This is a genomic window from Serratia sp. 2880STDY5682894 (assembly GCF_001537385.1).
In the GTDB taxonomy this organism is placed as follows: Bacteria; Pseudomonadota; Gammaproteobacteria; order Enterobacterales; family Enterobacteriaceae; genus Serratia; species Serratia nevei.
Genome location: NZ_FCJA01000013.1, coordinates 54,870 through 79,616 on the forward strand (window position 1 = coordinate 54,870; position 24,747 = coordinate 79,616).

The 24,747-nt window shown below is 60.3% G+C and carries 32 protein-coding genes, 1 other RNA gene and 1 pseudogene; 15 read left to right on the forward strand and 19 right to left on the reverse strand.

Going from position 1 to position 24,747, the window contains the following annotated elements; genetic code table 11:
* A pseudogene (locus AWX27_RS25325) lies at positions 1–469 on the reverse strand (phospholipase); the annotation flags it as partial.
* 183 nt (positions 470–652) lie between these two features.
* The gene (grcA, locus tag AWX27_RS22295; RefSeq protein WP_004929114.1) at positions 653–1,036 is read right to left on the reverse strand and encodes an autonomous glycyl radical cofactor GrcA; all 384 of its coding nucleotides are present in this window, start codon (positions 1,034–1,036) and stop codon (positions 653–655) included.
* 346 nt (positions 1,037–1,382) lie between these two features.
* On the opposite strand from grcA, the gene ung reads away from it, so the two are divergent.
* A complete protein-coding gene (gene ung / locus AWX27_RS22300) occupies positions 1,383–2,066 on the forward strand; it encodes a uracil-DNA glycosylase (protein ID WP_033635636.1) in 684 nt (227 codons plus the stop codon).
* A gap of 56 nt (positions 2,067–2,122) precedes the next feature.
* Here ung and grpE read toward each other — a convergent pair whose 3' ends face one another.
* Positions 2,123–2,707 carry a nucleotide exchange factor GrpE gene (gene grpE, locus AWX27_RS22305; RefSeq protein WP_025303955.1) on the reverse strand — a complete coding sequence of 195 codons (585 nt, stop codon included), beginning with the start codon at positions 2,705–2,707 and terminating at the stop codon, positions 2,123–2,125.
* A 125-nt stretch (positions 2,708–2,832) separates the two neighbouring features.
* Between grpE and nadK the strand changes: the two genes are divergently transcribed.
* From nadK to bamE, 3 genes are all read left to right on the forward strand, one after another.
* Positions 2,833–3,711: an NAD(+) kinase gene (gene nadK, locus AWX27_RS22310; RefSeq protein ID WP_019452304.1), complete on the forward strand. Its 879-nt coding sequence runs from the start codon at positions 2,833–2,835 to the stop codon at positions 3,709–3,711.
* Between the two features lie 86 nt (positions 3,712–3,797).
* A complete protein-coding gene (recN, locus tag AWX27_RS22315; protein ID WP_060425057.1) occupies positions 3,798–5,459 on the forward strand; it encodes a DNA repair protein RecN in 1,662 nt (553 codons plus the stop codon).
* Positions 5,460–5,699: 240 nt separating this feature from the next.
* Complete coding sequence (gene bamE / locus AWX27_RS22320; RefSeq protein ID WP_060425058.1) at positions 5,700–6,038, forward strand: outer membrane protein assembly factor BamE; 339 nt, start codon at positions 5,700–5,702, stop codon at positions 6,036–6,038.
* Between the two features lie 118 nt (positions 6,039–6,156).
* Here the strand turns inward: bamE and AWX27_RS22325 are convergent, their stop codons facing one another.
* The gene (locus tag AWX27_RS22325; protein WP_004929098.1) at positions 6,157–6,441 is read right to left on the reverse strand and encodes an RnfH family protein; all 285 of its coding nucleotides are present in this window, start codon (positions 6,439–6,441) and stop codon (positions 6,157–6,159) included.
* The gene (locus tag AWX27_RS22330; protein ID WP_004929096.1) at positions 6,434–6,868 is read right to left on the reverse strand and encodes a type II toxin-antitoxin system RatA family toxin; all 435 of its coding nucleotides are present in this window, start codon (positions 6,866–6,868) and stop codon (positions 6,434–6,436) included. Before AWX27_RS22330 ends, AWX27_RS22325 begins: the two co-directional genes overlap by 8 nt.
* A gap of 161 nt (positions 6,869–7,029) precedes the next feature.
* Between AWX27_RS22330 and smpB the strand changes: the two genes are divergently transcribed.
* Positions 7,030–7,512 (forward strand): SsrA-binding protein SmpB, encoded by a 483-nt coding sequence (gene smpB, locus AWX27_RS22335; RefSeq protein WP_033635638.1) that lies wholly within the window; start codon positions 7,030–7,032, stop codon positions 7,510–7,512.
* A gap of 49 nt (positions 7,513–7,561) precedes the next feature.
* Positions 7,562–7,925, forward strand: a transfer-messenger RNA (tmRNA) gene (gene ssrA, locus AWX27_RS22340).
* A 134-nt stretch (positions 7,926–8,059) separates the two neighbouring features.
* Here ssrA and AWX27_RS22345 read toward each other — a convergent pair.
* Genes AWX27_RS22345 through AWX27_RS22355 form a run of 3 tightly spaced genes read right to left on the reverse strand, consistent with a single transcriptional unit; the run spans position 8,060 to position 10,242 of the window.
* The gene (locus AWX27_RS22345; protein ID WP_041036389.1) at positions 8,060–9,196 is read right to left on the reverse strand and encodes an HlyD family secretion protein; all 1,137 of its coding nucleotides are present in this window, start codon (positions 9,194–9,196) and stop codon (positions 8,060–8,062) included.
* Positions 9,197–9,205: 9 nt separating this feature from the next.
* On the reverse strand, positions 9,206–9,550 hold the full coding sequence (locus tag AWX27_RS22350) for a DUF3302 domain-containing protein (protein WP_046687688.1): 345 nt from the start codon (positions 9,548–9,550) through the stop codon (positions 9,206–9,208).
* Positions 9,551–9,588: 38 nt separating this feature from the next.
* Complete coding sequence (locus tag AWX27_RS22355; protein ID WP_041036393.1) at positions 9,589–10,242, reverse strand: DUF3313 domain-containing protein; 654 nt, start codon at positions 10,240–10,242, stop codon at positions 9,589–9,591.
* Between the two features lie 135 nt (positions 10,243–10,377).
* On the opposite strand from AWX27_RS22355, the gene AWX27_RS22360 reads away from it, so the two are divergent.
* Positions 10,378–11,313 carry a LysR family transcriptional regulator gene (locus AWX27_RS22360; protein ID WP_060425060.1) on the forward strand — a complete coding sequence of 312 codons (936 nt, stop codon included), beginning with the start codon at positions 10,378–10,380 and terminating at the stop codon, positions 11,311–11,313.
* Positions 11,314–11,368: 55 nt separating this feature from the next.
* On the opposite strand, the gene AWX27_RS22365 is transcribed toward AWX27_RS22360, so the two are convergent.
* The 3 genes from AWX27_RS22365 to AWX27_RS22375 form a co-directional block, all read right to left on the reverse strand.
* Positions 11,369–13,030 carry a DUF2534 family protein gene (locus AWX27_RS22365; RefSeq protein WP_060425061.1) on the reverse strand — a complete coding sequence of 554 codons (1,662 nt, stop codon included), beginning with the start codon at positions 13,028–13,030 and terminating at the stop codon, positions 11,369–11,371.
* Positions 13,031–13,101: 71 nt separating this feature from the next.
* A complete protein-coding gene (locus tag AWX27_RS22370; protein ID WP_230200994.1) occupies positions 13,102–13,518 on the reverse strand; it encodes a DUF2946 domain-containing protein in 417 nt (138 codons plus the stop codon).
* 112 nt (positions 13,519–13,630) lie between these two features.
* Positions 13,631–14,083 carry a GNAT family N-acetyltransferase gene (locus AWX27_RS22375; protein ID WP_080432967.1) on the reverse strand — a complete coding sequence of 151 codons (453 nt, stop codon included), beginning with the start codon at positions 14,081–14,083 and terminating at the stop codon, positions 13,631–13,633.
* Between the two features lie 100 nt (positions 14,084–14,183).
* Here AWX27_RS22375 and AWX27_RS22380 point away from each other — a divergent pair, with 100 nt between their 5' ends.
* Positions 14,184–14,918, forward strand: a complete 735-nt coding sequence (locus tag AWX27_RS22380; protein ID WP_060425066.1) for a class I SAM-dependent methyltransferase — start codon at positions 14,184–14,186, stop codon at positions 14,916–14,918.
* Between the two features lie 62 nt (positions 14,919–14,980).
* On the opposite strand, the gene AWX27_RS22385 is transcribed toward AWX27_RS22380, so the two are convergent.
* On the reverse strand, positions 14,981–15,478 hold the full coding sequence (locus AWX27_RS22385; protein ID WP_060425068.1) for a GNAT family N-acetyltransferase: 498 nt from the start codon (positions 15,476–15,478) through the stop codon (positions 14,981–14,983).
* Positions 15,479–15,563: 85 nt separating this feature from the next.
* Between AWX27_RS22385 and AWX27_RS22390 the strand changes: the two genes are divergently transcribed.
* Complete coding sequence (locus AWX27_RS22390) at positions 15,564–16,490, forward strand: LysR substrate-binding domain-containing protein (protein WP_060425071.1); 927 nt, start codon at positions 15,564–15,566, stop codon at positions 16,488–16,490.
* Here the strand turns inward: AWX27_RS22390 and AWX27_RS22395 are convergent.
* The gene (locus tag AWX27_RS22395) at positions 16,485–17,000 is read right to left on the reverse strand and encodes a DUF1543 domain-containing protein (protein ID WP_033649790.1); all 516 of its coding nucleotides are present in this window, start codon (positions 16,998–17,000) and stop codon (positions 16,485–16,487) included. The genes AWX27_RS22390 and AWX27_RS22395 overlap by 6 nt on opposite strands.
* Positions 17,001–17,120: 120 nt before the next feature.
* Between AWX27_RS22395 and AWX27_RS22400 the strand changes: the two genes are divergently transcribed.
* Positions 17,121–17,303, forward strand: coding sequence for a YodC family protein (locus AWX27_RS22400; RefSeq protein ID WP_025303973.1), 183 nt, complete (start codon positions 17,121–17,123; stop codon positions 17,301–17,303).
* A 32-nt stretch (positions 17,304–17,335) separates the two neighbouring features.
* Here AWX27_RS22400 and AWX27_RS22405 read toward each other — a convergent pair whose 3' ends face one another.
* Complete coding sequence (locus tag AWX27_RS22405) at positions 17,336–17,614, reverse strand: GNAT family N-acetyltransferase (RefSeq protein ID WP_047730014.1); 279 nt, start codon at positions 17,612–17,614, stop codon at positions 17,336–17,338.
* A 1-nt stretch (position 17,615) separates the two neighbouring features.
* A complete protein-coding gene (locus AWX27_RS22410; RefSeq protein ID WP_016929825.1) occupies positions 17,616–17,846 on the reverse strand; it encodes a (4Fe-4S)-binding protein in 231 nt (76 codons plus the stop codon).
* Positions 17,847–18,038: 192 nt separating this feature from the next.
* Here AWX27_RS22410 and AWX27_RS22415 point away from each other — a divergent pair, with 192 nt between their 5' ends.
* Positions 18,039–18,452 carry a DoxX family protein gene (locus AWX27_RS22415; protein WP_016929826.1) on the forward strand — a complete coding sequence of 138 codons (414 nt, stop codon included), beginning with the start codon at positions 18,039–18,041 and terminating at the stop codon, positions 18,450–18,452.
* Between the two features lie 50 nt (positions 18,453–18,502).
* Here AWX27_RS22415 and smrA read toward each other — a convergent pair whose 3' ends face one another.
* Complete coding sequence (smrA, locus tag AWX27_RS22420; protein ID WP_060425072.1) at positions 18,503–19,075, reverse strand: DNA endonuclease SmrA; 573 nt, start codon at positions 19,073–19,075, stop codon at positions 18,503–18,505.
* A 184-nt stretch (positions 19,076–19,259) separates the two neighbouring features.
* Between smrA and AWX27_RS22425 the strand changes: the two genes are divergently transcribed.
* Entirely contained in the window at positions 19,260–19,595 is a 336-nt protein-coding gene (locus tag AWX27_RS22425) for an MbeD/MobD family mobilization/exclusion family protein (protein WP_004928976.1), read from the forward strand.
* Between the two features lie 67 nt (positions 19,596–19,662).
* On the forward strand, positions 19,663–20,109 hold the full coding sequence (locus AWX27_RS22430) for a DUF1198 family protein (RefSeq protein ID WP_025303978.1): 447 nt from the start codon (positions 19,663–19,665) through the stop codon (positions 20,107–20,109).
* 26 nt (positions 20,110–20,135) lie between these two features.
* On the opposite strand, the gene AWX27_RS22435 is transcribed toward AWX27_RS22430, so the two are convergent.
* The 3 genes from AWX27_RS22435 to AWX27_RS22445 all read right to left on the reverse strand — a co-directional run bounded on the left by AWX27_RS22435 (position 20,136) and on the right by AWX27_RS22445 (position 22,745).
* Positions 20,136–20,474 carry a DUF2002 family protein gene (locus AWX27_RS22435; protein ID WP_038872785.1) on the reverse strand — a complete coding sequence of 113 codons (339 nt, stop codon included), beginning with the start codon at positions 20,472–20,474 and terminating at the stop codon, positions 20,136–20,138.
* A gap of 102 nt (positions 20,475–20,576) precedes the next feature.
* A complete protein-coding gene (locus tag AWX27_RS22440; protein ID WP_072265493.1) occupies positions 20,577–21,749 on the reverse strand; it encodes an MFS transporter in 1,173 nt (390 codons plus the stop codon).
* A gap of 90 nt (positions 21,750–21,839) precedes the next feature.
* A complete protein-coding gene (locus tag AWX27_RS22445; RefSeq protein ID WP_060425077.1) occupies positions 21,840–22,745 on the reverse strand; it encodes a LysR family transcriptional regulator in 906 nt (301 codons plus the stop codon).
* A gap of 105 nt (positions 22,746–22,850) precedes the next feature.
* Here AWX27_RS22445 and AWX27_RS22450 point away from each other — a divergent pair, with 105 nt between their 5' ends.
* Together AWX27_RS22450 and AWX27_RS22455 are read left to right on the forward strand one after the other, a co-directional pair.
* Positions 22,851–24,233, forward strand: a complete 1,383-nt coding sequence (locus AWX27_RS22450; protein ID WP_060425079.1) for an MFS transporter — start codon at positions 22,851–22,853, stop codon at positions 24,231–24,233.
* A complete protein-coding gene (locus AWX27_RS22455) occupies positions 24,230–24,610 on the forward strand; it encodes a DUF4440 domain-containing protein (RefSeq protein ID WP_049200826.1) in 381 nt (126 codons plus the stop codon). The genes AWX27_RS22450 and AWX27_RS22455 overlap by 4 nt, the downstream gene beginning before the upstream one ends.
* The last annotated feature ends 137 nt before the right edge of the window (positions 24,611–24,747 follow it).

Sequence of the window (24,747 nt, forward strand, 5' to 3'; positions counted from 1 at the left end):
GCCAATCGCGCCAGTCGTTGGTGCCGGCGAACGCCAACACATACTGCTTGTCGTTGCTGTAAATCCCGGCCTGGAAACCGCTGCCCGCGTCGTGCAGGCTGGCGGGATCGATGCCGAAACCGAGCAGCGCACTGTCGCTCAGGCGGTTGAACCCGGCGGCGCCCTGGCCATTGAGTGAGTAAACGTCCTTGGCCAACAGCGCCAACGCATAATCCCCCTCCTGCGATTGCTGCCCCCGCGTCACGCCCGGCGCTGCCGCCGCCGTCGGTGCCGCCGCTGAGATATCGCCGACCAGCGTATTCAACAGATTCTGCGCATTGAGCGTGTTCTGAGAGGGAGAGGCCACCGGCGCCGGATTTGCCGGCGCTGCCGCGGGCTGCGCCGCCGTCGCCGTCTCGGCAGCGGCGCGAGGCGTAGGGATCGCGGCCACCGGGGATACTGTAGAGGTAAAACTTAAAGGCATACTCATGCCGACTCCTTGTCGATAGACTTTTTATTGAGCACCTGAATAGGTGCTGATTTAGCTATCGGCAGGTCGGATGAGTTCTGTATTAGAAATGCTTATCTTTGTACAGAATGTGATCCGCGTTCGGTTTTCGGCCGCCAAACGCCAGAAAGGGAGCCGAAGCTCCCTGATTGACTGCGCCGCAAATTACAGGCTTTCGGTAAAGGTGCGGGCGATAACGTCGCGCTGCTGTTCCGGCGTCAGGGAGTTGAAGCGCACCGCATAGCCGGACACGCGGATGGTCAGCTGCGGGTATTTTTCCGGGTGCTTGACCGCGTCTTCTAGGGTTTCGCGACGCAGCACGTTGACGTTCAGGTGCTGACCGCCTTCCACGCGCACGGTCGGCTGCATTTCCAGCGGCACTTCACGGTATTCGATCTGGCCCAGGTCGCTCACCGCGACAACCTGATCTTCCGCGTAGTTGGCCTTGGCGCACACGCAGCGAGCTTCCGCTTTTTCATCGTCCAGCAGCCAGAAAGAATTCACCAGCGCCTGGTCATTCGCTTTGGTAATTTGAATACCGGTAATCATTATGTTGCCTCCGTACAAGGGCGTAAAAATTCACGTCGTGAGAAAACCCAATTCTGGTTTCGGCCATTTGGTAAAACCATTGTTGTCTTGTTGTTCTGTATACCAGCCTGACCGGGCCAGTTCCTTGATTAAAGTCAATTTTTACCGGGTAGGCACAGAGCGTGAAGGGGCAAATTTATGTTTTATATCAATTTTCCCACTGCGGCAAAAAACAATTATTTTTGTAAATTTTCAAAAATAATTGCATAAGGCACGGCGGCGAGAAATGAAAAGCGGGTTTCGCTGCGCGTGCCGAAACGGTAAGCTATAGCCCATGAATTGCTAAAGAAAACAAAGGAGAGCGTTTATGGCCACCTCCCTCACCTGGCATGACGTGATCGGCAAAGAGAAAGAGCAACCCTATTTTGTTGAAACGCTCGCCTTTGTTGCCGCTGAGCGCCAGGCCGGTAAGACCATTTATCCACCGCAGAAGGACGTGTTCAACGCTTTCCGCTATACCGAGCTGGCGGACGTCAAGGTCGTCATCCTCGGCCAGGATCCGTATCACGGCCCCAATCAGGCGCACGGTCTCTCTTTCTCGGTGCGCCCCGGCGTACCGGCGCCGCCGTCGCTGGTGAATATGTATAAAGAGCTGGCGACCGACATTCCCGGCTTCGAACGCCCGGATCACGGCTACCTGCAAAGCTGGGCCGAACAGGGGGTGCTGCTGCTCAACACCGTGCTGACGGTGGAAGGCGGCCGCGCGCACTCGCACGCCAACCTGGGCTGGGAAACCTTTACCGATAAAGTGATCGCCGCCCTGAACGAGAACCGTGAAGGCGTGGTGTTCCTGCTGTGGGGCTCGCACGCGCAGAAGAAAGGCAACTTTATCGACCGCAACCGCCACCATGTGCTGAAGGCGCCGCACCCGTCGCCGCTCTCCGCGCACCGCGGTTTCCTCGGCTGCCGTCACTTCTCGCAGGCCAATCAGCTGCTGGAGCAGCAGGGGCTCACGCCGATCGACTGGATGCCGCGCCTGCCGCAGGCGTAGCACAGAGACAAAAAAGGCACCCTCGGGTGCCTTTCTTTATGCCGTTGCCGGGGCGATTACGCCTTGGCTTTGGAGACTGCAACCATCGCCGGACGCAGCAGGCGGCCGTTCAGCGTATAGCCTTTCTGCATCACCATCATCACGTGGTTCGGTTGGTGATCGGCGGATTCCATCATGCTCATCGCCTGATGCACTTCCGGGTTAAACGGCACGTTGACGTCGCCGACGATTTCGATGCCGTACTTGCGCACCACGTCCAGCAGCGATTTCAGCGTCAGCTCGATGCCTTCGATCATCGCGGCCAGTTCCGGGTTGTTTTTATCCGCCAGATCCAGCGCGCGCTCCAGGTTGTCGATCACCGGCAGCAGATCGCCGGAGAATTTCTCCAGGGCGAACTTGTGCGCTTTCTCGACGTCCAGTTCGGCGCGGCGGCGGATGTTTTCCGCTTCCGCTTTGGCGCGCAGCAGGCTGTCGCGCTCGTGCTGCTGAGCTTCCGCCAGTTGGGCTTCCAGTTCGGCGATACGCGCATCGCGCAGATCGACGCCTTCCGCCGCTTCCGGCAGCGTATCATCGTGATGAGCGTGTTGTTCCATTTCTTCCGAGACTTGCTCGTTTGGCGTCTTCTGTTCTTTACTACTCATGAATATCTCCGCGTTTTAGCATTAATCTCGCAACTTGGCTTATTATGGGGATCAAAACCGGGGTTTCAAGTCAACCGGTCACAATGTGGGGCATAAACGGGTCCCGGTGAGGAAAATCACAACAAATGAATAAAAAATTCGCCTGTATTGGCATTGTTGGCCACCCGCGTCACCCTTCAGCGCTGGCAACCCACGAGATGCTGTTCCACTGGCTGGTCGCCCGCGGCTATTCGGTGATGGTCGAACGCCAGATCGCCCATGATTTGGGGCTGAAAGACGCCGTGACCGGCAGCCTGGCGGATATCGGCCAGCGCGCCGATCTGGCGGTGGTGGTCGGCGGCGACGGCAATATGCTCGGCGCCGCGCGCGTGCTGGCGCGTTACGACATCAAGGTGATCGGGGTCAACCGCGGCAACCTCGGCTTCCTCACCGATCTCGATCCCGACAACGCCCTACAGCAGCTGGCGGACGTGCTGGAAGGTGAGTACATCGACGAACAGCGTTTCCTGCTGGAAACCATCGTGCATAAAGAGCACCAGCAGTGCCGCATCAGCACCGCCATCAACGAAGTGGTGCTGCACCCCGGCAAAGTGGCGCACATGATCGAATTCGAAGTGTACATCGACGATCGCTTCGCCTTCTCGCAGCGCTCCGACGGCCTGATCATCGCCACGCCGACCGGCTCCACCGCCTACTCGCTCTCCGCCGGCGGGCCGATCCTCACCCCGTCGCTGGAGGCGATCGCGCTGGTGCCGATGTTCCCGCACACTCTCTCCGCCCGGCCGCTGGTGATCAACGGCGACAGCACCATCCGCCTGAAGTTTTCGCAGATCGGCAGCGATCTGGAGATCAGCTGCGACAGCCAGATCGCGCTGCCTATCCAGGAAGGCGAAGAAGTGCTGATCCGCCGCAGCGATTTCCACCTGAATCTGATTCACCCGAAGGACTACAGCTATTTCAACACGTTAAGCACCAAGCTGGGCTGGTCGAAAAAATTGTTCTAAAATCTGCGCCGGCCACTTTACTGTATATAAAACCAGTTTATACTGTATGAAATTACAGTTATGTATTTATACACAGGAAGGTTCCCATGCTGGCGCAATTAACCATCAGCAACTTTGCTATCGTTCGTGAGTTGGAAATCGATTTTCAACCGGGTATGACGGCGATCACCGGTGAAACCGGCGCCGGCAAATCCATCGCCATCGATGCGCTGGGGCTGTGCCTCGGCAACCGCGCCGACGGCAACGTGGTGCGCCTGGGAGCCGCCCGCGCCGACATCTGCGCCCGCTTCTCGCTGGCGGACACCCCGTCTGCGCGCGAGTGGCTGGAACAGAACCAGCTGGACGACAGCAACGAATGCCTGCTGCGCCGGGTGATCAACGCCGACGGCCGTTCGCGCGGCTTTATCAACGGCACCGCCGTGCCGCTGTCGCAGCTGCGCGAGCTGGGGCAACGCCTGATCCAAATCCACGGTCAACACGCCCATCAGTTGCTGCTCAAACCGGAGCACCAAAAAGCGCTGCTCGACGCCTACGCCGACGAACCCGCCCTGCTGGCGGCGATGAGCCAGGCCTACCAACGCTGGCACCAGAGCTGCCGCGAGCTGGCGCACCATCAGCAGCAGTCCATCGAGCGCGAAGCGCGCAAGCAGCTGCTGCAATACCAGTTGAAAGAGCTGAACGAATTCGCGCCGCAGGCCGGCGAGTTCGAACAGACCGACGCCGAGTACAAGCGCCTGGCCAACAGCGGCCAGCTGCTGACCCTCAGCCAGCAGACGCTGCAGCTGCTGGCCGACAGCGACGAGAACAACATGCTCAGCCAACTCTACAGCGCCAAGCACCTGCTGCTCGAGCTGGCCGGGCTGGACGACAAGCTCAGCGGCCTGCTGGACATGCTGGAAGAGGCCTCTATCCAGATTAGCGAAGCCAGCGACGAGCTGCGTCACTACGCCGATCGTATGGATCTCGATCCCAATCGCCTGCACGAGCTGGAACAGCGCCTGTCGCGCCAAATCAGCCTGGCGCGCAAACACCAGGTTGCGCCGGAAGAGCTGCCGCAGCTGCATCAGCAGTTGCTGGATGAACAACAGCTGCTTTCACAGCAGGAAAGCGACCATGAGCACCTGAACGAGGCGGTCACCCTGCATCACCAGCAGGCGCTGGCGCTGGCGGAGCAGCTGCATCAGAAACGCCTGAATTACGCCGCCGAGCTGACCACGCTCATTACCGACAGCATGCAGGCGCTCTCCATGCCGCACGGCAAGTTCAACATCGATGTGCGTTTCGAGCCGCAGCATCTGAGCGCCGAAGGGGCCAGCCGCACCGAGTTCTGCGTCTCCACCAACCCGGGGCAGCCGCTGCAGCCACTGGCGAAGGTCGCCTCCGGCGGTGAGCTGTCGCGCATCGCGCTGGCCATTCAGGTAATCACCGCCCGCAAGATGGAAACCCCGGCGCTGATCTTCGATGAGGTCGACGTGGGCATCAGCGGCCCGACCGCCGCCATCGTCGGCCGCCTGCTACGCCAGCTCGGCGAATCCACCCAGGTGATGTGCGTGACCCACCTGCCACAGGTGGCCGGGTGCGGGCATCAGCACCTGTTCGTCAGCAAACAGACCGATGGCACGGTCACCGAAACCCAGATGGCGCCGCTGGATAAGCGCGCCCGGCTGCAGGAGCTGGCGCGCCTGCTCGGCGGCAGCGAAGTCACCCGCAATACGCTGGCGAACGCCAAAGAACTGCTGGCGGCATAAAAAAGCTCAACTTTTTCACTTTCCTGCGGTCTGACAGTGACGCTGTTGACCCGAAAGATATCTAAAGTGCGGCGCGGCGGTGATCTTAAGCTTCCTCAACGGCCTGAAACAGGCCAAGCGCTTGAGGTGCTGAAAGAAAGCCAACGCGTCGCAACTTGAAAGATGAAGGGTATAAAGGTTTCCAACTGCCGCAAGGTCTATTATCATCGGCATCCTATGCCCTAAAGGAATGTGATTACTATGCGCTGTAAAACGCTGACTGCCGCCGCTGTAGTTCTTGTGATGCTGACTGCAGGCTGTTCTACTTTTGAAAAGGTGGTTTATCGTCCTGACATCAACCAGGGGAACTACCTGACGTCGACCGACGTGGCGAAAATTCAGAGAGGGATGACCCAGCAACAGGTCGCTTACACATTGGGCACCCCAATGCTGCAAGACCCGTTCGGGACTCAGACGTGGTTCTATGTGTTCCGCCAGCAGCCTGGCCATGAAGACATCACCCAGCAGACGCTGACGCTGACCTTCGACAGCGCAGGCGTGTTGACCGATATCCAGAACAAACCGGCGCTGACCAAGTAATCGGCGCCGCCCGCTCTTCCGGCCCATGAGGGGGCATGATGTTCCTCATGACAGTCGCAGGCTGCAACGCGGAAGAGAAAATCAGTTTCAGATAAAAAAATAAGGCGCTCATAGCGCCTTATTTTTTTGCCTTTTCTGCCCGTTGCCGGCGCAGCTCTTTCGGATCGGCTATCAGCGGCCGGTAGATCTCCACCCGGTCGCCGTCGTTCAGCGTATCGCCCAGCTTGGCCGGGCGGCTGTAGATGCCTATTTTGTTGCTCTTGAGATCGATATCCTGGCGCAGCTCCAGCAGGCCCGAAGCCTGGATCGCCTGCTCGACGCTGCTGCCCTCGGCCAGTTTCACCTTGCGCAGGTACTGACGCTCCGGCAAGGCGTACACCACCTCGACCTGGATGTCAGACACTGTAGACCTCTTTCGCCCGCTGGGTAAATGCCTGCACCATGCTGCCCGCCAGCTCTTTGAACACCTTGCCGAACGCCAGCTCTATCAGTTTGTTGGTGAACTCGAAGTCCAGGTGCAGCTCCACCTTGCAGGCCTCTTCGCTCAGCGGCGTGAACTGCCAGCCACCCATCAGCTTGCGGAACGGACCATCGACCAGCTGCATATTGATGCTCTGGTTATCCAGCAGCGTATTGCGCGTGGTGAAGGTCTTGCTGATACCGGCCTTGGCGACGTCCACCGCGGCGGTCATTTCGTTGGAGGTAGCGTTAAGCACCCGGCTGCCGGTGCAACCTGGCAGAAAATCGGGATAAGAATGAACATCGTTAACCAACTGATACATCTGCTCGGCGCTGAACGGCACTAATGCAGACCGACTGATCTGGGGCATATCATTTCCTGTGAGACATAAAACGTACAGATAATACCATTTATCTGGCGGCAAACAAAAAATCTGCTAAGGGATGGGGGCGCCAAAAATGCGAAAAATTGCGCAGGTGCTGAACGGGAAAGGATTTCTTTCGCTGAAGCATCCAGTATAATGAACGCACTATGACAAAGAAAAAAGCACACAAACCCGGTTCCGCCACCATTGCTCAAAACAAGCGCGCGCGTTTCGAATACTTCATTGAAGAAGAGTTCGAGGCGGGCCTGTCGCTGCAAGGGTGGGAAGTTAAATCGCTGCGTGCAGGCAAAGCCAACCTCAGCGACAGCTACGTGACGTTCCGTGACGGTGAAGCCTATCTGTTTGGCGCCACCATCACCCCGCTCAACGTGGCTTCGTCGCATGTGGTGTGCGATCCGACGCGTACCCGTAAACTGCTGCTGAAACGACGCGAGTTGGATACCCTGCTCGGCCGCGTCAACCGCGAAGGTTACACCGTGGTGGCCTTGTCCCTGTATTGGAAAAATGCCTGGAGCAAGATCAAGATCGGCGTAGCCAAAGGCAAGAAAGAGCACGACAAACGCGATGACATCAAAGATCGCGAATGGCAGACGGCGAAAGCCCGTATCATGAAGCACGCCAATCGTTAAGCCGCTGGCTTATCGAGGTAAACTTCTGGTATACTGCACAAAGTTACTTGGGGCTGATTCTGGATTCGACGGGATTTGCGAAGCCCTAGGAGCATGCCGAGGGGCGGTTGGCCTCGTAAAAAGCCGCAAAAAAATAGTCGCAAACGACGAAAACTACGCTTTAGCAGCTTAATACCCTGCTTAGAGCCCTCTCTCCCTAGCCTCCGCTCTTAGGACGGGGATCAAGAGAGGTCAAACCCAAAAGAGATCGCGTGGACGTCCTGCCTGGGGCTGAAGCGTTAAACTCAATCAGGCTAGTCTGTCAGTAGCGTGTCCATCCGCAGCTGGCCGGCGAATGTAAAGATTGGACTAAGCATGTAGTGCCGACGGTGTAGTAATTTCGGACGGGGGTTCAAATCCCCCCAGCTCCACCAAATACGTCGCCAGTGAACCAGATAGACCCGGCGATAATAGCGAAAAAGCCCACAACTTCGGTTGCGGGCTTTTTTGTTTTTGTCGTATTCCGAAGGCTCGCCCCACGGCCCGGGCTCCCCCGAGCCGATGCAGGCTAGTGATCCAAATAAAGGTAATGCAGCCAGCTGGTCATGCGCAGCAGCACTTTGCGCATCACGGAGACGTGCTCGAAGTGCCCGGTATACACCGCCGCCTGGGCGCTCACGCCGTCGGGCAGATGAGCCAGATCCGGGTTGGCCGCCAGGTCAATCATCACGTACACCCCTTCCCGGCCCGGCGTGGCGCTCAGGCCCTGCAATGCGCCGCTGGCCTGGTAGCTGCCGTCCGGTATCGCCGGCAACACCCGGCTTACGGTGCCGCCATAAACCTGCCCCGGCAAGCCGTTGAACACCACCTCGGCCTGGTCCCCCTGCGCCAAGCGCAGGATGGCGTTCTGACGGAACACCGCCACCACCTGGCGCTTTTGCTGCGGGATAAAAATCATCACCGGCTTGAACGGCAGGCGAACCGCCGCCGTACCCGGCCGCGCCAGCACCTGCGTGACATAACCGTCGCTCGGCGCGCGCACCACCGTTTGTTCCAGGTTGTAGCGCGCTTCGGCAATCTGCGATTTCAGGCTGGCTATCGTGGCGTCTTCGCCGTCATAGCGCCCGGACAACCGCGCCTGTTCCTGCTGGAACTGGGCTTTCGCCGCCTGCAGCGCGGCGGATTGCGCCTGGTACTGCTGCTGCGCATGGCTGACGTCCTGCTCCGAGAACGGGTTGACTGGCATCGCCGCCCCTTTCGCATAGCGCTGGTAGTCCTTGCGGGCACGCTCGTACTCCGCATTAGCCCGCTGCACGTTGGCGGCGGACTCGCTGAGCGCCGCCCGGCGCGTTCTGATCTCCGCCTCTGCCCCGGCCAGATCCGCCTCCAGCCTGGTGAGCCGCGCACGGTAGCGGCTGTCGTCGAGACGGAACAGCACCTCGCCTTTGCGCAGCAGCACGTTGGTTTTCTCCGTCACCTCAACGATCATGCCCGAGACCTGCGGCACCATCGGCACAGAAACGGCAATTTTCTGCGCCCGATCGCTGTACGGATGGTTATAGTTCATTGTCAGAATCAAGGCGCCGACGATAACGATCCCGCCGAGCACGGCGGTCGGCACGGTCCATTTATTAACCGGAATGCGGAACAGTTTAAATACGCCGTAGCTCAGCGCCACGTAGCTGAGAATAATGAGCAAATCCATAGATTACGCTCAACTTACCGTAGGGCCGGAAACCGCCGTCGGCTTTTCCTGCAGGCGTTGCAATTCGGCTTCGAGCAGCGCGATGCGCGCCTGCAGGTCCGTTGAAGGTTCTGCCTTCTCACTCATGCCCCAGCCGCGTTCCGGCCGATAGAGCGTCGCCCAGATCCACAGCAGTGGCCAAATAGCGTGCAGCGTAAACAGGCTAACCCAGCCGGCGACGTGAATCGCATCTTGATGCGGGTGCTGGCGCTTTTTGGCCAGCAAATAGGGAATGTCATGAATAATAATGACGCCGTAGAATAAAATCAGGAATACCGCAATCAGTACGCCTAAAGCAAAATAATTAAGAAACATGTAAAGCCCTGATTGGTCATAGCGGAAATAAACGAGGTTTATAGCGTGTTATATTGTCTGATATCGTTAGCGATGGTATCGATGGCATTCTTCACGTCGGTGACTTTAAGCTGCGCTTTCTCGTTATTGAGATTTTCCCCTGAAGCCTTGCGCACCACTTTAATGACCGGCTGATTAGTCGCCGCATCGATAAACTCGCCTTCCATATAGACCGCACTCTCCATGGTGCGGTGCCCGGTTACGCTTTGCGTCGCGGCGATCAGCAGGGTGATCGGCAAGACTTCATAGATCTGCAGCCCTTTCTTCTGCGTGTCGATCGCCGTGATGGCGCCGCGGAAAATCAGGGTATGCTCGCGCGGCATATCCACCAGCGTAAAGTGGGTACCCATCGCCTGCTTAAACTGCTGGTTGGTGTAATTCAGGATATTGTCGAGTGCGCGCTGGCTCACCATCTCGCTCGGTTTCGGCCGCGGGAAATAGATCATCGGTTGATAAACCAGATATTGATAACGGGAAAAATCGACGTTCTTATCCTTCCAATATAAAACGTCTTTGCCGGACGCGGATTGACCTTTATTGATATCGTTATAATTGGTCAAAAAGGTCGAGTACTTTTCTTTTTCGGTCACGGCGGAAGAACACGCGGCCAGTAATAACAGCGCAGGCAAAATAACCGCTCTTGTCACTTTCATTGACGGGTTTCTCTTTATTTTGGTGGATAGCAAATAATCAAATCGAATGATACCCACCCGTCCACGATAAGTCATATGACAATGCCGCCAAAGGTGTATATCATTTTTGATATACAAACTCACAAGAGCCGGCCAGTGAAAGAGAAAGACTTCCGCATTGAAGAACTCAGGATTGTCCGCATCATTGCCGAAACGGCAAGCGTCAGCAAAGCGGCGCAGCGGTTGGATATGCCGCAGTCTAACGTGTCGCGCGCCCTCACCGCGCTGGAACGGCGGCTCGGGCTGGAACTGTTCCTGCGCGGCCCGCGTACCCTGGCGTTGACCGAATTCGGCGAGCAATTCTTACGGCGCGCCTCGCAGTTGCTGGACGAACACAGCGATCTGCTCGATATGTCCGGCACCTATAAACGCAGCCTGAGCGGCATGGTCACGCTCGGCGCGCCGATCGGCATCCACGCTTTCCTGGCCCGCTATTTACTGCCGCCGCTGCTGCACGCTGTGCCGGCGCTGACTGTCGATCTGGTGACCCGCAACCCCGACGAACGCGAGAAAAAGTACGGCGCAGTATTCGACAGCGACTGCGATTTGCTGATCAGCTTTTTCCAGCCGCAAAACGAAAGCCTGATCGCCAGGCCCTTCACCCGCTTTCGCGTCGGGCTGTTCGCCGCGCCGGATTACATTGCCCGCTCGCCGCTGAGAGCGCTGGATGAACTGCCGCAGCATCGCTGCATCACCTTGCGCATGCTGGGCGGCATCCGCAATACCTGGAGCGGCTACAATGCGCAGGGGGAATTGGTACAGGTCGAGATCGGCGGCGCCAGCGTCTGCGATAACATTCTGCCGGCGATCGAGCTGGCCAAACAGGGCCTGGGCATCGTCTACGCCCCGTACTATTCCGTCGCCGCCGAGCTGGATGCCGACACCCTACAGCCCTGCCTGGCGCGCGAGCGCGGCATCGATATGCAGGCCTACCTGATCTACCGCCGGCGCGGCGTGTTGCCGCACCGCGTGCAGGTGACGATGGACAGCATCATGGAGAGCGTTAAGCTGCACGCCCACCGGCTGATATAACCAAGAAAAACCCCGCCGCAGCGGGGTTGAACGCTTCATGTCGGCGCAAAATACCTCACCGCCCCTCTTTCTCCCCTAGGAAGAAATACCACAGCGGAATGGAAAGCAGCAGGGTGAACACCAGCGTATACAGCAGCACCATCAGGCTCTGCATGATCACCATCTGGGCGCTCCAGGCGCCGATCGGCAGCTGGAATTGCTCGACGGTGCCGCCGAGGATCGCTCGGCCCATCACGCAGCCGACCGCCACCGCCACCGTCGCCACCGCCGCGCGGAACTTGCGCACCTCGGCGCGGCGGGCGGCCGCTTCCGGCGTTTCGTCCTGAAGGCCTTGCCGCTGGCCGCGCCAGCGCCATACGTCCACCAGCAGCAACGCCGCGAGGCTCACGCCCATCACCGGCAGGCAATAACCCATCGCCGCTGCTACCAGCAGCGTGACGGCGCGGGCAGGCAGGGAAAGCGCCAGCCAGGCGGCAACCAGCGTATGCACCGGATGCTGCGCCCCCGCCGCCGGGCGGCGCAACCACCACATGCGGTAACCCAGCGCAATCATCAGGCACAGCCCGAGGCCGAACGCCGCCAGCAGCAGCTGATTCGGCAAGCCGAACAGAATGCCCATGTGGGCGTCGATGCCCCAGCGGGTCAGCTTGGCGATGAGCGGGAAGGTGTCGAACCGCACCTGATCGATGACGGCGAAGCTTTGCGGCGCGATGGCAACCGCGTCCACCTGCGTCGGCCAGCTGCGATCCACTTCGGTTACCGTCCAGGCTTTGCCCTCGCCTTTCGGCTGGCGCAGCTCGACCTTGGCGGCGTCGATCCCGGCGGCGCGCGCAGCGTGCAGCGCCCGATCCCAGTCGCCGTTCAGCGCATTGGCCTGCACGGCAGGGTTCATCTTCATGCCCGGCATCATCCCGCGGTGCTCGGCGTGCGGATCGGCCGGCATCTGCGGCGCATCGGCCTGCAGGCTAGTGTTGACCTGCGGCGTCAGCCAGCCCAGGTTGGCCCGCAGCGCGTCGATGTTGCCACCGGCCCACTGCGACCAGGTCAGCCCGGTAGCCGAGAAAAACAGCAGCCCGGCCAGCAACGCCACGCCCAGCGTGATATGCCAATGGCGGCTGGCGGCGAAGCCCCCTTTTGCTCTTTTCAGCCTGCGCTTCGGCCGCGTCGCCAGCCACAGCGCCACGCCGCCCAGCGCGGCCACCCACAGCCAGGAGGCCGCCAGCTCGCTGTAGTTGCGCCCCAGATCGCCAAGCAGCAGGCTGCTGTGCAACTTATCCAGCCAGGTGCGCAGCGGCAGCACGCCGGAGGTGCCGTATACCGTCATATCGCCCTTGATCGCCAGGGTGTAAGGGTCGACAAACAGCGCGCGCGACTCGGAAGCGCCCAGATCGGCGCCCGCGAACTGTACGCGCGTGGTGTCCATTGCGCCGGGTGCCGGGCGCACGGCGTAAATGCGCGCCTCGTCACCCACCGCGCGGCGGGCGGCGGCGATCTGGTCAGCCAGCGATCTCGCCTGCCCGTGCGGTTCGGTGAAAAGCGCATCGCGATACAGCGCCTCTTCAAGCTGCGGGGTCAACACATACAGCGTGCCGGTCAGTGCTGCGACCAGAATAAAAGGAGCGACCAGCAGGCCGATATAAAAATGCAGCCGTCTGATCAGGTTCAGCATCGCGCCACGCGGCGATGCGGCAGGTGGAGTTTTGGTTATTGAAGACATGGCCTTTCTCGTTTTTCAAACTGTGCGCGCAGGCAAACCGTCCGCAGCGATACGGACGGCGTTACCCATGATCAAGCAATAGGGAAAAACGGTTGGCCGGGTGGCCCGCGCGGGCTCGGCCGCAGAGTCAGGCGCCGAATGGGCGGAGAAACGATGCGCGGCGCGCAAGGCAGACGCGCGATGCGCGCCATCAGCCACAGCAGCGGGACGAATGTCCACAGCAGCAGCGGCACGTGGATCAGCAGCTCGCAATAGCCGCAGAAAATCATCTCCGCAGGGTCCATGCCGTGGTGGCCGGCATGCTCGGCGGCATGCATCGCCATCGCGTGCATGTCGTGCGGCATAGCGGCGTCCGTCTGCGCCATGCCGCCCATCATTGGGTGATGCATCAGCGATTTCGACACCACCGGCGCCACAAACAGCAACAGCACCGCCATAATGGCGATGCAGGCGGTAAAGCGTTGCTGTAGTTGGCGTGGCACTCTCATCGCGGCGGCGAATTAACCCGGTCGGTGGCGAACAAGCGGCCAGTGTAACCCGCGATGCGCGATGAGGTGAAAGAAAAGTCAGATTTGTCTTAATCGTCCCCGGCGGCGGCGATCACAGCACCCGCGAATAGATCCGCGAGGATTCGCCCCAGGGGTGATACCCGAGCCCGTTATAAACGAAGCCGCTGCGCTCGTAGTAGCCTTCCAGATCGGTGCACAGGTGCAGCTGCGGGAAGCCCAGCCGGCGGGTTTCCGCCGCCACATGCTCAATCAGTTTGGCGCCGTAGCCCCGGCCGCGCTGCGTTTCCTCTACGTAGAGCGCACACAGCCAGGGATACAACTCCCCCCGGCTGATAAAGTCGTTGGTGATGAGCCCCGCGCAGCCGAGGATCTGGTCATTTTCCATCAGCAGGTACCACTGCGGCAGCGGGTTGGCGGCGCCGAGGCTGCAGTTGATGGCGTCTTCATACATCATCAGCGTTTCTGCCGTGGCCCAGTGCCGCTGAAAATACGCAATGGCGCGCGGCGCCAGCTCGGGCGCTTGCCGCACCGAAATCATGTCCATCGTCATTCCCGTTATTCATGTTGTCAGCGTAGAATTATGCAGCAATATACACGGTATGGCAGCGGCATTCCGCCGCCGTCATTCACCCCAAGGAGTCATCATGACGCAAAACATCTATGACAATCAGGCCTTTTTCGACGGCTATGCGCAGCTCAGCCGCTCGCAGCACGGCCTGGACGGCGCGCCGGAATGGGCCGCCATCCGCCGCATCCTGCCGGATTTGCAGGGCAAAAGCGTGGTCGATCTCGGCTGCGGCTACGGCTGGTTTTGCCGCAGCGCGCGCGAACAGGGCGCCGCCGACGTGCTGGGGCTGGACGTCTCGGAAAAAATGCTGGCCAAGGCGCGGGAGATGACCGCCGACGCGGGCATCGAGTACCGTCGGCAGGATTTGGCGCAGCTGCAGCTGCCGCCGGAAAGTTACGATCTTGTCTACAGCTCGCTGACGCTGCACTACCTCGAGGATCTGGCCGCCCTGTTCGCCACGGTTTACGCCGCGTTGAAACCCGGCGGGCAGTTCATCTTCACCGCCGAGCACCCGATCTACACCGCCCCGGCGCAGCAGGGCTGGCTGACCGACGGCAACGGGCAGAAATCCTGGCCGGTGAACGGCTACCAGCGAGAAGGCCAGCGCGTTTCCAACTGGCTGGCGGAAGGCGTCATCAAGCAGCACCGCACGCTCGGCGGCTATATCAACCCGCTGGCGCAGCAAGGGTTTATCATCCAGCATTTGAACGAATGGGGCCCCAGCGCGCAGCAAATTGCCGCTAATCCGGCGCTGGACGAAGAGCAGGAGCGCCCGATGATCTTCATTCTCGCCGCCCGCAAACCCGCCTGATTGATCCGCAGTAAACCGTTCACACCACCACAGTTGGGGAGTCCGCCTCCCCCCAACGGCTATTATGCCGGCAACGCCACCCCATGCGCCGCGAAGTGCGTCAACGCCTCGCCCTCCATACGATAGCGCACCCACTCGCTCTGCGGCTGCGCGCCGATGCTGAGGTAGAAATCGATGGCCGGTTGGTTCCAGTCCAGCACGCTCCACTCCAGGCGGCCGCACTGCCGTTCGCACGCCAGTTGGGCGATGTGCCGCAGCAGCTTTTTACCGGCGCCCGCGCCGCGATGCTTCGGCGCCACGTACAGGTCTTCCAGATAGATGCCGTTTTTACCCAGCCAGGTGGAGTAACTCATAAAGAACACCGCATAACCCGCCGGCTCGCCGTTTACCGTACAAATCAGCGCTTCGGAACAGGCGCCCGGCCCAAACAGGCTGCGTTCGATATCTTCCACGCTGGCCAGCACCTGCTCGCGCGCCTTTTCGTACACCGCCAGCTCGATAATCATGTCCAGAATCAGTTTGGCGTCACTTTTTTGCGCCGGGTAAATCTCAATGGTCATGGCAAATCCTGAGTGTGTTGATGACTGTGCTTGCCAGCATATCGCGCCTCAAATACTGTATGAACTGCATTTTCATCAACAGGTAATGAATATCATGCATCTGGATTTGAAGCGTCTCGATCTCAACCTGCTGCTGGTGTTCGAAGCGGTCTATCGGCTGCGGTCGGTGACGCGCGCCGCGGCAGAGCTGGCCCTCAGCGCGTCGGCGCTGAGCCACGCGTTGATTCGGCTGCGCAAGGCGCTGGCGGACGAGCTGTTCTACCGGGTCGGCAACGACATGCACCCGACGGTGTATGCCGACAGCCTGGCCCCGACCGTCAGCGAAAGTCTGGCGCTGCTGGCCAAAGGGCTGCATCCGCGCCCGCGCTTCGTCCCCGCCGAAAGCCGGGAGAGCTTCACCTTCGCCATTACCGATTACACCGCCTTCGCGGTGTTTCCCGCGCTGATGGCGCAGATGCAGCGCCTGGCGCCCGGGCTGTCGTTCCAGCTGCGCTATTCCGAGCGCAAGGTGGCATTGAACGATCTGCTGGCGGGGCGCATCGACTTCGCGCTGGGCTTTACCGAAACCGACGGCGAAAGCTACCCGGAGATCGACGAGGTGAGCTGGCTGGAGGACGAGTATGTGGCGATTTGTGCACCCGCCTTCAGCGTAAAATACGGCGAACTGACGCTGGAAAACTACCTGCGAGCGCGCCATCTGGTGGTGACGCCGTGGAACGAACAGCGCGGCGTCATTGACTACCAGCTCGATAAGCTGGGGCTGCAGCGCGATATCGCCATCCGCACGCCTTCGCTGTTGGGAGCGCCGTTCATCGTCGCCGACAGCGAACTGGTGATGAGCATGCCGCGCTACGCCGCGCAAAAATTGCGGCAGGCGGCGGCGCTGGATATCCACCCCCTGCCGTTTCCGGTGCCGCCGTATCAGATTAAAATCTACCTGCACCGCAAGAACGGCCGGCCGGAGGCCTGCCGCTGGTTGCGGCAACAGCTGCAGGCGCTGGCGGCGTTATAACGCGGGTTCGCCGATCGGCAGATACCCCTGCCACAGCGGCCGGGCCGGTTTGCCGTGCGGGTTGGCCCGCAGATGCACGTGGTAGCCCTGCAGCGCCTGCAGCAGCAGGCAGTCGTCCACCTCGGCCAGGTCATCCTTGTGCTGCTGTGCGCTGTCCGTCAGCAGCACCCGTTTGGCTTTGTCCTTCGCCTCGTCGGCGGAACGCGCCACAAACAGGCCGAACTGGTGCAATTCCGCCAGCTCATCGCTGCGGTAGCCGCCCACGTTGACGAAAAACAGCTTCTCTTCACCGGCGAACGGCGCAGGCTCCAGGCTCACGTCGTAACCGTCCGCCCAGTCGATGCGCGCATAGCCGTCGACATGCACCTTGCGCTTATCGCCGAACCACTTTTCACGCAGCAGCGGATACGCCTCTTCCGGCCGATCCGCCGCCGCGAACTGCACGTCGTGCAGCTCAATATTGGCGCCCGGCGCCGTACCGCCCACATAAAACATCAATAATCCCGGCATGTTATTCTGCTCTCCTTGGTGATAATCGCTATATAAAATAATACATAACGAAACTCGTGCCAACGGCAGCGCCATTCTGTGTTATCAATAGGTGAGGTTTAATCTGTTGTGGAGGAACGCATGGCATTCAATATCGGTGATTTTGTTCAACGCACCACCGGCGGCCCAAAGATGACCGTGGTGGCGATCGACGGTGAAACCCTGGTTTGCAGCTGGAATGAACTGGGCAAAGAGCAGCGCACAGAGGTGCAGGCCAGCGACGTGGCGCTGTACCACGAAGACGGCGATTTCGGCGTCTGCTGAATGACCGGGGCGCACCGCGCCCCGTTATCGCCTCAGGCGCGAATGTCCTGATAGGCCGGCGTGGTATCAAACTCATGCTTGGCGAACGGGCATAGCGGAATGATTTTACGCTGCTCCGCGCGCATCTTCTCCACCACCAGCGCCACCAGCTTTTTGCCGACGCCCTGCCCCTTCAATGACTCATCCACCCAGGTGTGATCAATAATGGTCAGCTTGTCGCCGCTCGGCACGAAAGAGATCTCGGCGATCAGCTTGCCCTGCTCGTCATTGATATAAAAACGCTTGTCGTCTGCCAGTATTTTATGTTCCATATTATTTCTCCCTATATTTAAGTGCGCCGCTGGGGCAGGTGTCGATAACGCGTTTCACCTCCGCCGCGTCGGCATTGTCCGGCATAATCCACGGGCGGCGGTTCAGGGTAAAAATAGCCGCGTTGCCACGCACGCAGTTGGCAGAATGGCGGCATATCGCGCTGTTAAAATAAACGTCAATCTTGTCGCCGGAATAACGGCGGTAACCGGCGGCGGTCAATTCCTCGTCCATTTTGGCCTCACATTGCCTGTTTTATTGTTTTTGCTCCAGGCTCAAGTATAGGCAATGCCGCCGGCTTCACCACGCGTCTCGCTCACCGAAAAAAGTGGCGCAACCGCCCGCCGCCGCTAGAAAAAAACGTAAATTGTTCTAATCTTTATTCAGTAAGACAACATCATTCCGACAGTGGCTAAGGAGTTCGAAATGGGTGATAGCTCAAAAGACGGCGTAATTCTGCTGTCCCGCATATTACTGATGGTTCTGTTTATCATTTTCGGCTGGATGAAACTGGTCAACTTCGGTGCGACCGTCACGGCGATGGAAGGCTACGGCACGCCGATGCCTTATTTAGCGGCGATCGTTGCCGTAGTGGTGGAGTTTATTTTCGGCATCGCGCTTATTCTCGGTCTGTTTACTCGCCCTATCGCGGTCATTTTCGCCCTGTATGTGTTGGGCACCGCGTTTATCGGCCATCCGTTCTGGAAAATGACCGGCATGGAAATGATGGGCAATGAAATCAACTTCTTTAAAAACATCAGCATCATTGGCGGCTTGCTGTTGCTGGCGGTAACCGGCGCCGGCCGTTATTCGCTGGACTATAAAATATTTAATAAATAATTCATCGATGGCCGGCGAATATCGCCGGCCATTTTATTTCGGCTATCCCTTCAACGGCTGCGCTTGGCGTGGCGCTCAAAGTTTTCCGCCTTGGCCTGCGCCGATTTACGCAGCGTGACATAGCAGGCGCCCTCGCCGCCGTCGCGCGGTAAGGCACGGCAAAACGCCTGAACCTGTTCAAACTGCGCCAGCCATTTGGCGACGTAACTGCGCACGATATTCGGATGGCTTTCGTTCTGCCGCCCGCGGCCGTGCACGATCAGCAGCGAACGCAGGTTTTGCGCCTCCGCCTGCACGATAAAGCGAAACAGCGCCTGCCGGCTGGCTTCGACCGACTGACGCAGCAGGTTCAGCGACGCCTGCGGCGGATAACGCCCGTTGCGCAGCTTGTCCAGCACGCCCTGTTGAATGCCTTCCCCTTTGAACTCCAGCGGCTGTTCGCAGGGGATCACCTCGAGAAAATCGGTGCTGAGGAAGTTTTCCTGCATCAGCCGCTGCGCTTCGCGCCGCGCGCTTTTGTCCATCGCCTCCTGCGGCTTGAGGTACAGCGTCTGCCGTCCGCTCGCCAGCGGCACCACGTCCGCCATCGCCTGTTCAAAAAAGTCTTTTTCCTGCTCGCTCATCTTCCACCTCTCTTGAACGGCAGCCTTTACGGCCGGGAATGGGGTCGATTGTAAGACGCCTTGCCACGGTTGCAAGCCGGGAATTGTCAGCAGCATTTGTCTCATTTGTCGTCAACGGGTGAGCTTGCGAACAGTTTTCGCTATACTGCTAAGCCATCATTGAGTGCCGCAAAGGATCGAGCCCATGACAATGCGCGAGCTGGAAATCCAGTTTCAAAATGCGATGAATGAGTTGCAGAGCAGCTTCGAACGGCAACACCGCGAATGGCAGCAGAGCTACCAGGCGCTGCAGCAACTGCTGGAAGAGGCCAAACAGCGCGAAGCCGCGCTGCGGGCGCAGAATGAACAACTGGCGCGCAAGCTGAGCACCGCCAGTTCGGTGCCGGAACAGCATGCGCTGGTGAAGCAGATCAAAATGCTCGGCGCCCATCTGGACGCGCTGGCCAAAGACGCGGCCACCTTCAATCACCACCTGCGCCAACAGAGCGCGGTCGGTAATTTCAGCGGCGAACAGCATTGATAGCGGGCGCTGTCGCACAGCGCCTCCCGCCCCTCTTCTGGCGTATTGAGAGTGTAATAAAGCCTAAATGACCTGGATCATCCTCGCCGCCCTGATCGTCGTATTCATTATCGGTTACCGCATCCTGACGTCCGACACCCGCAAAGCCATCGATTCGCTGGCCCATCTGCTGAGGGTCAAACCAATGCTGATCGAATCGATGATCCAGGAAATGGGCGGCCGCCAAAGCCAGACCTTTATTCGCATGCTGAACAACGGCTACACCGAAGAGATGCACCAGGCGGCTTATCTGCTGTTCATCTACCTGACGTTCATCAAACAGGCGGACGACGAACAGATTGCCCTGTGGCGCGACGTGCTGCTGCGCGCCGGGCTATCGCCGGAGCTGCACGCCGAGCACACCGAAGCGGCGCTGTTTTACTTCGCCGAACTGGATATCGATGCGTTTGAACTGGCGCAGTTCCGTCGCGCCTACAACGAGCGTTTCAACCGCGAAGCGTTGGCCCACGGCTGATCGCGTCCCCCGAAGCGGGGGACCGATTACAGGAACATGCTGAAGAGGTAGCGCGACAGCGCTTCGCGCGAGCTGAAGCCGTGTGCGATGCCGTAACGCAGGTTCGGGGCGTCGCCGCTTAAATCCAGGGGAAACTCCAGATACTGCTCGCTGGTGCGCACCGGGGAGGTTGGCGTGGCGAAATGCACGCTTCTCTCTTTCAACGCCGGGTGGATCACCAACGCGGTTCTGCCCATCCGCGCTTCGCGATTCACATACACGTAGTGTGCACCCTTGCGGTAGCCATAGGCCTGATCGGTGACATAATCACGCTCAAAGCCGGTATTCTCCAACACTTTAGCCACTTCATCCGGCCGTAAATACATCGATTCCTCCTCTCATTCTGGACCGCTGAGCGACCTTACCGTAATCATTCACCGAAACAATGATTTTCTGGGGAGGAATCCGGGTTTCGGACTATTCCTGAATCAGCTCCGGCTGCGCTGCAGCAGGCGCAGAGTGAGCAACACCCCGAGCGCCACCAGCAGCGCCGCCGCCAGATAGATCGACGGCACGCCCGCTTGCCCAATCAGCAGCCCGGCCAGCGGGCCGGTGATGCCCAGCGCCAGGTCGAGGAACGCCGAATAGGTGCCGAGCGCCGTGCCCTGATTCTGCGGCGGCACCTGTTTCACCGCCTCGACGCCCAGCGCCGGGAACACCAGCGAGAAACCGGCGCCGGCCAGCAACGCGCCGGTTTGCACCATCCAGGGCTCACCGGCCAGCCAGATCAACAGCAGCCCGACGATCTCGACCAGAAACGACGCCAGCGTCACCTTCAGACCGCCGTGGCGGTTGATGACGTTGCTGAAGATCAGGCGGATGCCGACGAAGGCGCAGCTGAACAGCGTCAGCGAAAACGCCGCGCCGCTCCAACCTTTGTCGGCATAGTAAAGCGTGATGAACGTGGCGATCACGCCGAAGCCGACGGTGCCCATCGCCAGCCCGAGGCCATAGGCCCAAATACGACCGAACACCGCGCGAAAGGCGATGCGCTGCCCGGCGGCGATCGAGACGTCCGGCTTGCCGCTCGCCAACAGCAGCGCCACCGCGACCGCCAGCACGATCAGCGCCGACACCCCGGCCAATCCCCACTGCTGATTCAGGTACACGCCGAGCGGCGCCCCGGCCGCCATCGCCCCGTAGGTGGCAACGCCGTTCCAGGAAATCACCCGCGCGGTGTGCATCGCTCCAACCCGGCCGATACCCCACAGCGTGGAACCGGTGCTGGCGAAGCTTTCGCCGACGCCGAGAAACACCCGCCCCACGCACAGCAACAGCAGGCTGAGCCACGGGTAACCGTCAACGCCGAACGCCAGCGCGTAAAACAGGCCGCTGGCGCCGCAGCACGCCAGGCCAAACAGCACCACCTTCTTCGGCCCCAGCTGATCGGCATAGCGCCCGGCGTGCGGGCGGCTGAACAGCGTGGCGAAGTACTGCGCGCTGATGATAAGGCCCGCCAGCACCGAGTTGTAGCCCAGATGCTCATGCACAAATCCCGGCAGCACCGCCAGCGGCAGGCCGATGGTCAGGTAGCAGACGAAGGTGAACATCACCACGGACAGAATGCGTCGGTTCAGCTGGAGATTATTTTCTGCGGTCATCGAAGGTGGCTCGCATCGGACGGGGTAGACAGAGATTGCCAGCATACCCCGATGGGATCTGATGATAAATGAGAGAGTTATAACGAATTATTATTTCGCTAACGATTTTGCCGCCACCCGCGCGCGCAGAAAATCGATAAACGCCCGTACCTTTTCCGGCACATGGCGGGTGTTCGGGTAGAGCGCATAGATGCTCTGCTCGGGGAAACGGTGATCCGGCAGCAACCGCTGCAGCCGGCCGGCGTCGATTTCGGGCTGCGCCAGCCACGCCGGCAGCAGCGCCACCCCGGCGCCATGCAGGGCGAACGCCAGCAATGCCGCGGCGCTGTCGCCGGTGAGCGTGGCAGCGTCCGCGACCTTGAACAGCACCGCTTCGCGCTGCGGCGTGGCCACCTGCCAGCTGAGCGGTGAACTGAGCCGGCTGTGGGCGATCCACTGCGCCTGCGCCAGATCCGTCAGCGAATGAATCGGTCGGTCGGCCAGATAACCCGGCGACGCCACCGGAAAAATGGCGAAGCTGTCGATCAGCGCCGCGCGGTGGCTGGAGTCCGCCAGCTGGCCCAGGCGGATCGCCACGTCAAAGCGCTCCGAGATCAGATCGGCATGATAAGAAGAAGAGACATGCTGGATGCGCAGCCGCGGATTCTGCCGCGAAAATGCCGCCAGCGCCGGCACCACCACCTGCGCGCCATACTCCGGCGTGCTGGTGATGCGCAGCACGCCGCTCAGGCCGTGATGATCGCGACGCACGTCGTCCAGCACGTTTTCCGCCTCCTGCAGCAGCTGCAGGCTGCGCTGGTAAAAACGTTCGCCGGCGTCGGTCAGCGACAGCCGCCGGGTGCTGCGCGCCAGCAGTGACACCCCCAGCTCGTTCTCCAGCTGTTTGACGTTAAAGCTCACCACCGCCTTGGTTTGCCCCAGCGCCACCGCTGCCGCGGTAAAGCTGCCCGCTTCCACCACCGCCGCAAAGATCGCCAGGCGCTGTAAATTCAGCATTTCGCCGCCCTTATTGTCAAAATCATTTTGACAGTGTAATCGCCCGCCGCCGATTTATCCGCACTTTTCCCCCCGATACACTGCTCGCCTTCAACCGGAGGCACCATGTCTTATCGCAGCAAAGTGGCAATCGTCTATCTGCTCGGCTTTTTCGTCGATCTGATCAATATGTTTATCGCCAACGTCGCCTACCCCGCCATCGGCCAGGCGATGCGGGCGTCGGTCAGCCAACTGGCGTGGGTCAGCAACGGCTATATTCTCGGCCTGACGCTGGTGATCCCCCTCAGCGCCTGGCTGGCGCAGCGCATCGGCGGGCGGCGGGTGTTCCTGCTGTCGCTGGCGCTGTTCATGCTGGCCACCCTCGGTGCGGGCAATGCCGACAGCATCGGCGCGCTGATCGGCTGGCGCACCCTGCAGGGCATGGGCGGCGGCTTACTGATCCCCATCGGCCAAACGCTGACCTACCAGCTGTACCGCAGCCATGAACGCGCCGGGCTGTCGGCGGCCATCATGTTGGTGGGGCTGCTGGCGCCGGCGCTGTCACCGGCGCTGGGCGGCTGGCTCGTCGATCGGCTGGACTGGCGCTGGGTGTTTTTCGCCAACCTGCCGCTGGCGGCCCTGGCCCTGGCGCTGGCGGCGCTGTGGCTGCGCGCGGAAACGTCGACGGCGGTGCGTAAACCGCTCGACGGCAAAGGGCTGCTGAGTGCCTGCGCGGCGTTGACGCTGCTGCTGCTCGGCCTGACCCGGCTGAGCGAGACCGGTCATCAGGCTTCCGGCGCGGCGCTGCTGGCCGCCGGCCTACTGGTGCTGGCCTATTATCTGCGCCATAGCCTGCGCACCCCGCAGCCGCTGCTGAACCTGCGGCTGGTCGCCGATCCGCTGCTGCGCAACGCCATGGCGGTTTATTTGTGCATTCCCGGCCTGTTCATCGGCGTCAGCCTGGTGGCGATGCTGTATCTGCAAAACCAGCTGGGGATGCCCGCCGCCCAGGTCGGCGGCCTGATGCTGCCCTGGGCGCTGGCGTCGTTCCTGGCCATCACCCTGACCGGCAAAACCTTTAATCGCCTCGGCCCGCGGCCGCTGCTGATCGCCGGCTGCCTGTTACAAGGCGCCGGCATGCTGACGCTGGCGCAGATCGATCTGGCCGGCCAGCACGCATTGCAGATCGCCGCCTTCGCCCTGATGGGGTTTGGCGGCAGCCTGTGCAGCAGCACCGCGCAGAGCAGCGCGTTCCTGCAGATCCCCGACGCTCAGCTGGCGGACGCCAGCGCGCTGTGGAACATCAATCGCCAGCTCAGTTTTTGCCTCGGCGTGGCGCTGCTCAGCCTGCTGCTGAATTTGCTGCTGACCGGGCTGCCGCCCGCGGCGGCCTACCGCACCTGCTTCATTCTGGCGGGCGCCAGCGTATTTATCCCGCTGCTGCTGTGCCTGCGCCTCGCCAACCGCGCCATCGTGCGCCAACTCAACGCTCAACAGGATGCTTTATGAACCCGTACTTTACCGAAGTGATCGACGCCCACATCGCCATTGAACGCTGGCTGGGCAAAGGGGCTGGAGAAGAACAGGCGCTGCTGGCGCGCTTTACGCCGGATTTCAGCATGATCGCGCTGAGCGGCGCTCCGCTGGATTTTGCCGCGCTGTGCGCCTTTTTCCGCGCGCATCGCGCCGCCAAACCGGGATTGGAAATCGAGATAGAAGAGATGAAGCTGGTGGCCGAATGGCCGACGGGCGCAGTAGTCAGCTACCGGGAAAAACAGAGCCTGCCGGGGCAAAGCGCCACGCTGCGCTATTCCACGGTGGTCTTTGAACGTCAGCCCAACGTACTCGGCTGGCGGCATTTGCACGAAACCGCCGCGGCGCAATAATTACAAAAAGCTGCCGGCCAAAAACAGTTCCCAACCGACGATCACCCCGCACAGGGTTACCGCACTGAAAATGACTTCAAACAGATAGCGATTGATCATCGTTCGTCGCCTCAAAAGAAGACACCCGGAAGAACCGG